The sequence below is a fragment of the Streptomyces sp. NPDC054932 genome (genome assembly GCF_053610205.1).
In genome coordinates this window covers 1-7,647 of record NZ_JBSGXU010000285.1, presented here as the reverse complement: position 1 = coordinate 7,647, position 7,647 = coordinate 1, and the positions used below count along the sequence as shown (strand labels likewise).

5 protein-coding genes are annotated in these 7,647 nt (G+C 71.4%); 1 reads left to right on the top strand and 4 read right to left on the bottom strand.

All coding sequences use genetic code 11. The features are described 5' to 3' along the window. Nucleotides 1–14 precede the first annotated feature (14 nt). From ACWGE1_RS38790 to ACWGE1_RS38780, 3 genes are all read right to left on the bottom strand, one after another. Nucleotides 15–1,121 carry a terpene synthase family protein gene (locus tag ACWGE1_RS38790; RefSeq protein ID WP_453425175.1) on the bottom strand — a complete coding sequence of 369 codons (1,107 nt, stop codon included), beginning with the start codon at nucleotides 1,119–1,121 and terminating at the stop codon, nucleotides 15–17. After that, a complete protein-coding gene (locus ACWGE1_RS38785) occupies nucleotides 1,118–2,035 on the bottom strand; it encodes a methyltransferase domain-containing protein (protein ID WP_453425174.1) in 918 nt (305 codons plus the stop codon). Before ACWGE1_RS38785 ends, ACWGE1_RS38790 begins: the two co-directional genes overlap by 4 nt. 276 nt (nucleotides 2,036–2,311) lie before the next feature. Beyond that, complete coding sequence (locus ACWGE1_RS38780; RefSeq protein WP_453425173.1) at nucleotides 2,312–3,607, bottom strand: DUF2254 domain-containing protein; 1,296 nt, start codon at nucleotides 3,605–3,607, stop codon at nucleotides 2,312–2,314. A gap of 232 nt (nucleotides 3,608–3,839) precedes the next feature. Between ACWGE1_RS38780 and ACWGE1_RS38775 the strand changes: the two genes are divergently transcribed. Then, nucleotides 3,840–5,675: a glycoside hydrolase family 15 protein gene (locus ACWGE1_RS38775; RefSeq protein WP_453425172.1), complete on the top strand. Its 1,836-nt coding sequence runs from the start codon at nucleotides 3,840–3,842 to the stop codon at nucleotides 5,673–5,675. A 152-nt stretch (nucleotides 5,676–5,827) separates the two neighbouring features. Here ACWGE1_RS38775 and ACWGE1_RS38770 read toward each other — a convergent pair whose 3' ends face one another. Continuing rightward, nucleotides 5,828–7,594 (bottom strand): cation:proton antiporter, encoded by a 1,767-nt coding sequence (locus tag ACWGE1_RS38770; RefSeq protein WP_453425171.1) that lies wholly within the window; start codon nucleotides 7,592–7,594, stop codon nucleotides 5,828–5,830. Between the last annotated feature and the right edge of the window lie 53 nt (nucleotides 7,595–7,647).

Genomic DNA, 7,647 nt, shown 5'->3' with positions numbered 1-7,647 from the left:
GCCCCCGACACCGTTCAGCCGCGCAGCAGCCTCCACCAGGAGGCGAGCGCGGGCAGATCCGGCGGTTCGGCCCCCGCGGCAGCGGGCGCATCGGCGAACCGGACCTCGAACCCCGCCTCCACGAGGGGCAGTTCGTACCGGTTGCGCGGGCTCGCGTACCGGGGCGCCCGGCTCTGCCAGGTGATGGACCCCGCCACGTAGTGCCCCAACGCCGCCAGATGGCGGCGCAGTTCGCCGTCCGCGCCGTCCTCCTCCAGCTGGGCCCGCAGCGTGAGGAACAGCACCATCACCCGGTCGCGCAGGGCCACGGCGAGTGGCACCGCCTCGGCGGGGGAGCAGCACTCCTGCTGGGCGAGGACATTGACGAGGTTCACCTCCCGCGGTTCCAGGTGGTCGTCCTTGTCGTAGGAGAACAGGTCGTTGTCCGCGCTGACCACGAATCCCGCCGCATCCGTCAGCACCGTCACGGCGGGGGAGCAGAGCACGTCCGCCGCCGGCCGGTCCCCGCGTGCGACGTCGGACCAGGTCAGCGAGAAGCGCGTACCGTTCGCCAGTGGTCCCATCGCGACGAAGTCGTTGAGCCCAGGCATGCTCCCCGCCTCGGCCCGGGCCGCCCGCCAGGCCGCCCCGAGCAGCCAGTCGCGCGTACCCTCGACGAACCTGCGCAGCTCGTAGGGCGCGAGCATGGCATGGGTACGGTGCACCAGGTCCAGCAGCGCCCGTGTCATCGGCCCGTCCGGCAGCACCGATGCCCCGGGATCCTCGATGGTCCGCAGCAGACGCGCGCCGTGTTCGACGACGGCGGCCGTCCCCACCTCCTCGGAGCCGGAATCCTGCCAGTCGTCGACGGCGTTGGCCCAGTAGTTCCACTCGCTGAACAGCACGAGCGCCTCCACGTTCCCGCCGGGGATGATGCGGCAGGAGAAGTCGGCGCTGTGGGTGGCCAGACCCCAGGCGCGCTCGACCGGATCGGGGTACACCCCGAAGGCGTCCAGCCACTCCACCGCCCGGTCCGCCACGCGCTTCGCCTCGGGATGGACGAGGTCGCGTTCCAGGGGGCAGTAGAAGGGCGGCAGGCGCCTGCCGAGGAGCGAGGGCCGCGGGCGGGGCGCCCCGGTCATCGGCCGCCACCGATACGGAAGCGGAGCAGCCGCGTCTGCACCGCGTGATCGCGCCAGAGCCGGAAGAACCGGCTGTGCGCGAGCGTCGACTGTTCGAGGCGTTCGCCGGTCCACGCGCCGGGCTCGGCGCCGGAGTCCGCCCGGAGCCGGTCGAGTTCGGCGGTGTTCCATGCCATGGACTGCACCCAGAACTCCGTGACCTCGTCCGTCACGTCCTCGTCCTGCACCAGCTCGAAGCCGGCCGCCTCGGCCGCGGCGAGGTACTCCCCGCGCCGTCCCAGGTGCGTTCTGTAGTAGCCGTCGATGAACTCGCGCCCCTCGGAGCTGCCCGCGAAGTGTTCCTGGATCCCGAACCATCCGCCGGGCTTCAGCGCCTTGGCGACGACCTCGAAGAGGCGGTTCCGGTCGGTGTAGCCGCTGCTCTCGTTCGCGTAGACGGCGTCGTACGCACGGGTCTCGTCCAGGTCGTGCACATCCGCCAGCACGGGCTCCACGCGTTCCTCCACCCCCGCGCGGCGGGCGAAGTGCCGCACGATCGGGACGTGTTCCGCCGCGACGGTCAGGCCGGTGACCTCCGCCCCGTGCTCCTGGGCCCAGTACAGCGACGTGCCGCCCAGGCCGCAGCCGATGTCCAGCAGCCGGCGGGGAGGCGCCTCGTACGCGCCCCAGGACCGGGCCGCGTGCTCGACTATCCGCTCCTGCCCGTCGAGCAGGCGCTGCTTGAGCGTGCCCTGGGGGACGGTGGTGTCCGGTGGGCCGTCCGGGTACATCCCCACGTGGAAGTGAACGCGCGGGCCCGGGCCGTACTTCTGGAGGATCTCCTGTGTCTTGCGGCTGTAGTAGAGCCGTACCGGATCGTCCGGGGCCGGGTCCTGGTCGCTGCCTAAGGACGATACGAGGGGTGTGACGCGCATGGGGGTGTCCGCCCTTTCGTGGGGTAGGGCTGTCTCCGGGCCGTAGCCGGCGCCGCTCTCACGGCGTCCCGGACCAACACACTGTTGAAGCACGAATCATCGTGGCACTTCAGGAGCCGCACGTCAGCCCACTGGCGCAACCCGTAGCGCATCCGCGCACGCGGGGGCGCACGGGGGCGCGCCCCCGTGGGCCGCCTCGTACAGGGGTTCCGTGGGACGGGCGAGCGGGACCCTGCGGCCGGGTCCGTTCGGCGAGGCGGCGGGCGGACGAACGGCTCATCGGGAGGGTGCGCCGCGGGTGCGCCGCCCACCGCCGATGCCCTGCCGGTCGGCGGTCAGCGCACTGGAGAGCCGGGCGGCGTCGGCGAACGTCCGCCGGACGGACTGGTCCAGCAGGGCGAGCTCCGCGCGCACGGCCGGCAGGCGCCCGGCCGGCTGGGACTCCAGCAGGTCCTCCAGCAGCGCGCGCAGCCGCCTGCACACCTGGAGGGAGGTGGCCCCGTAGTCGCGGATCTCGCTGATGCCGAGCTGGAGGTAGTCCTCCCAGCTGCGCCCCGGCAGCACCAGCCGCGGTACGCCCCGCTCGTCGGCGAGCACGTACCGGTGGCGGAGCCGGGCCCCGCCGACCGTGTGCAGGAACGTGTCGATGTGGTTGAGCACCTGGACGGCGGTCGTGGGGTCGTTCACGGCGGGGGACAGGGCCCGGATGGCGATGTCGACGAGGATGCGCAGCGCGAAGGCGGGATCCTGCTCGATGGTGCGCTCGGTTCCGAGGGCGACGAGTCCGGTCACCCGCCGCGGATCGGGCGACGGCCCGGAGCCGTGGGCCTCGACGAGCGTGGAGCCGGGCGGTACGAAGTCGCCGATCTGATGGGCCAGTACGAGGACGCATTCGTGGCGGACGGCCGCGGCGATCAGTCCCGCCGCGTCGAACGCCTGGATGACGCCGCCCCGTTCGGACCGGATGAGGGTCACCGGTCCGGCCGGCGCGGGGGAGGCCCCGTCGCGTGCCGCATGGCGGTCGATGTGTTCGGTGCCCTGCACGAGCACCTTCTCGCCCAGTCGCCCCACCAGGTCGGCGATGGCCACGGGTCGGAGGTTGTGGGTGAACCGGTTGAGGTAGATGAGCAGCAGCACGAGGCTGACCGACACGGCCAGGCCGGACAGGGTCACCCCGAGGTCGGGGACGGAGTCCGACTCGATGCCGCGCAGGAGGGAGTAGGAGTAGGCGAACGTTCCGGTGAACGTGGCCAGCACGACCTTCTGCAGCCGGTCGCGGTACCACAGACGCATGTAGCGCGGCGACAGCGTTCCCGTGGCCTGCTGGACGACGAGTACGCCGATGGTCACGACGAAGCCCAGCAGCGCGACCATGGACCCGACGACCGAGCTGAGCACGGTGCTCGCCGTGGAGGCCGAGTAGTGCCAGGTGTCCGGCAGCCAGCCCGCTCCGTCCGCGCCGGCGGCCCAGAAGGCGAGCGCCGCCCCCAGCAGGAGTCCGAACAGGGGGACGATCCACAGGCTCGCCTTCGCGTACTGCCGCAGTCGGAAGCGCGCCGCCCAGGACATCATCGTCGGCGGGTCTCAAGGTCCGGCGCGAGGGGCGACGGCACGGGCGGCCTCCGGATTCGGCGGTGCGATGCGGCCCGAACAGCCGGTTCGCGCTGGTTCGTGCTGGTTCGTGCCGGGTCGTGCGTTCCCATCGTAGAGCCGGATCCGGGCGGACGCAGGGGCGGCCCGCTCGGGAGGCTCGCCCGGAAATCCCTGCTTAAGCTGACTGGGTGGCGTCGGAAAGGGCTCTCCCATGGCTGACTACCCGCTGATCGAGAACCATGGCCTGATCGGTGACCTGCAGACCGCGGCACTGGTGACCACGGACGGAACGATCGACTGGTTCTGCTGCCCGCGCTTCGACTCGCCCAGTGTGTTCGGCGCACTCCTCGACTGGGAGAAGGGCGGGCACTTCACGGTCAGGCCGGCCGAAACGACGTACACCACCAAGCAGTTGTACCTGCCCGATACCGCGATCCTCGTGACGCGGTTCATGACCGAGACCGGTGCCGGTGAGGTCGTCGACTTCATGCCCGTGACCGGGGCGACGGCCACCGACCGCCATCGCCTGGTCCGCATGCTGCGCTGCGTACGCGGCAGCATGACCTTCCGGATCGACATCGCCCCGCGGTTCGACTACGGCCGCAAGCCGCACACGCTGCACGTCACCGAGAACGGCGCGGTGTTCGCCTCCGACGACCTGGAACTCACCCTCAGCGTGGTGCGGGAGCCGCAGGACGAACGGGTGGTGCACACCCTCACCGGCGAGAACGACCTGCGCGTCTCGCTCGTGCTCGAAGCCGGACAGCAGCGGGGACTGGTCATGGAATCGGCCGCGGCCGGGCCGCCGCGCGAGATACGCGTCGCCGAGTTCCAGGAGCTCTTCGACGACACCCGGCAGTACTGGAGGTCGTGGCTGCGCCAGTCCCGGTACACCGGCCGGTGGCGCGAGACGGTGGAGCGCTCCGCCGTGACGCTGAAACTGATGACGTACGCACCCAGCGGCGCCCTGGTGGCGGCCCCCACGGCGGGCCTGCCCGAGCAACTGGGCGGCGAGCGCAACTGGGACTACCGCTTCACCTGGATCCGTGACGCCTCCTTCTCCGTCTACGCCCTGCTCGGGCTCGGATTCACCGATGAGGCGAGGGCGTTCATCGGCTGGCTGGGCGACCGGGTGAAGGAGAAGGCGGGCGGCGACACGGACACGGGACCCCTGAACATCATGTACCGGGTGGACGGCTCCTCCGATCTCTACGAGGAGACGCTGGACCACTGGGAGGGGTACCAGGGATCCGCCCCCGTGCGCATCGGCAACGGCGCGGCGACGCAGCTGCAGCTGGACATCTACGGCGAGGCCCTCGACAGCATCTCCTTCGCCCACCAGCACGGCATCCACCTCGACATCCACGGCTGGACGTCGCTGCGCACCCTGCTCGACTGGCTCGTGGACCACTGGGACCAGGCCGGCGAGGGGCTGTGGGAGACCCGCGGCGGGCGCAAGCACTTCACCTACGGCCGGGTGATGTCCTGGGTCGCCTTCGACCGCGCGCTGCGGCTGGCCGTCGCCCACGGCCGACCGGCCGAGAGCGGCCGCTGGGCCGCCGAGCGGGACAACATCTACGAGCAGGTCCTCGCGAAGGGCTGGGACCCGGCCCGCAGGGCGTTCGTCCAGCACTACGGCAGCGACGTGCTCGACTCCGCGCTGCTGCGGATGCCGACGGTGGGCTTCATCACGCCCGACGACCCGATGTGGACGTCCACCCTGGACGCGATGGACCGCGAGCTGGTCACCGACAGCCTCGTCTACCGCTACAACCCCGAGGCATCGCCCGACGGCCTGCGAGGGTCCGAGGGAACCTTCTCCCTGTGCACCTTCATGTACGTCGACGCCCTGGCGCGGGCCGGGCGGACCGATCAGGCCAGGCTCGTGCTCGAGAAGATGATGACGTACGCCAACCACCTGGGCCTGTTCTCCGAGGAGATCGCCCTGACGGGCCGCCAGCTCGGCAACTTTCCGCAGGCCTTCACCCATCTCGCGCTGATCGATGCGGCCATCACGCTCGACGAGACCCTGAACCGCGCGCCGTAAACCCGCGGGCACCGGGGGAGGGCGGCCCGGGCATTCCTGCGCTCAGCGGGTCCCCCGCCGCCCGAGCAGGCGCCCCTGTTCCTGCTTCGGGCCGACGAACCCGCGCCGTGCGTAGGCGTGCCGGATCAGGGACGCGGCCCCGGAGCCGGCTGTCAGGCGGGCGGTGCGGGGCCGAGCAGGATGAGCCGGTCGCCCGGCTGCGCGGTGGCGGCCCGCGTGTTGTCGAAGGGGTCCAGCCGACCGTCGGCGCTGACGACGAACAGCGCCTCGTGGTCCGGAGGGACCGGATCGGCGGCGGGCCGGACCAGGAACCGGGCGCCCTGTTCGTAGCGTGACGCCAGGACGTGCCTGACGAGCGAACCGCCGAACAGGACGGCGCCGCCCGTGTAGGGCGCGACGACACCGTGGCTCTCGTGGGGCGGTCCCACCCGGTAGACCGGGCCCTCGACGTTGTCCTCGACCACGACCGAGGCCAGCGCGTTGAAGTCGTCGTCATCGGTGAGCAGGAAGACGGCGTTGACCCCCTCCAGTCGTGCCCGGGGGTTGGTGGCCGTCGCCAGCAGGTCTCCTCTGGCCAGTTTGATTCCGGCGTCCTTGATCCGTTCGCGTTCCTCGTTCAGGCCCGCCCACATCTGTACGTCGAGCCCCGCCGACCGCAGGGCCATGCCCAGCGCGATCGCCCACGGAGCCCCGCCCACGAGCAGCGGCCGGGTGAGGTTCGGCCGGGCGACGCCGAGCCGCCGGGCGACGGGGCCGGCCGTCAGGGCGTACAGCACGACCGTGGAGACGATCACCAGAAAGGTGATGGGCAGGATCTTGGAGGCGCCGCGCAGGCCCAGCTCGACGAGGCTCGCGGCGAAGGCCGCCGCGGTGGAGGCCGCGACGATCCCGCGCGGGGCCATCCATCCCGCGAAGGCCCGTTCCCCCATGGTCATGTCCTTGCCCATGGTGGCGGCGAAGGCCACGAGCGGCCGCACCACGAGGACCAGGAGCGCGACGAGGGCGAGCGTGGGAAGGAGCACGGGGGTCAGCGAGGCCGGGGTGACGCTGGCCGAGATGGAGATGAACAGCAGTCCGATGATCAGCTGGACCAGCGTCTCGAAGAAGGGCCGACGCGCGGGCATGTCGAAGCCCCGGATGTTGGCCGCGGCCATACCGGTGACGATCGCGGCGATGAGTCCGGTGTCGTCGCGGACGATGTCGCACCCTGCCGACACGGCGATCACCGTGGCCAGTTGGGCCAGGGTTCCGAGCGTCTCGCCGAGCCGGAGCACGCGCAGGGTCAGCCACAGCAGCGCGATCCCCACGGCCCCGCCGACGAGGCCGACCACCAGGCTGATGAGGAACTGGCCGATCTGGTACCCGCGGCCGATGTCGATCCGGTGCGTCGTGTCGATGGCGTGGAAGACGAGTGCGCCGAGGATCGCACCGATCGGGTCGGTCAGCGTCCCCTCCCAGATCAGCAGACGCCGCACCTTGTCCGTCGGCCGTACGTACTGCAGCAGGGGCCCCACGACCGTGGGCCCCGACACGACGAGGATCATGCCCACCATCGCGGCCACCCTGAGCGACATGCCGAACAGGGCAGGGCCGACGGCGCAGACGGCCAGGAAGGTGAAGAGCACGCCGAAGAGCAGCAGCCGGCCCACGATCGCGCGGGTGTGGCCGGTGAGGTTGCGCAGGTCGAGGCCGAGCCCCGCGTCGTAGAGGATCACCGCCACGGACAGGGACACCAGCGCCGAGAAGTCGTCCCCGATCAGCTGGTCCGGGTGGACGATGTCGGTCAGGGCGCCTGCGGCGAACCCGACCGGCAGCAGCAGGATCAGCGAGGGGACGCGCAGCTTGCCGGCGAGGATCTGGCAGGCGGCGGCCAGGGCCACGACGAGGGCCATGCCGAGGAGGACGTCGTCCTCGCTCACAGCGGTTTCCTTCCTTGCCGCACGGGCGCGATGGGGGCGGGGCGGGGCACTGC

Excerpts from the sequence above, each read along its gene's own strand:
- ACWGE1_RS38775 (WP_453425172.1), top strand. The coding sequence starts at position 3,840 with ATGGCTGACTACCCGCTGATCGAGAACCATGGCCTGATCGGTGACCTG.
- ACWGE1_RS38785 (WP_453425174.1), bottom strand. The coding sequence starts at position 2,035 with ATGCGCGTCACACCCCTCGTATCGTCCTTAGGCAGCGACCAGGACCCG.
- ACWGE1_RS38780 (WP_453425173.1), bottom strand. The coding sequence starts at position 3,607 with ATGATGTCCTGGGCGGCGCGCTTCCGACTGCGGCAGTACGCGAAGGCG.
- ACWGE1_RS38790 (WP_453425175.1), bottom strand. The coding sequence starts at position 1,121 with ATGACCGGGGCGCCCCGCCCGCGGCCCTCGCTCCTCGGCAGGCGCCTG.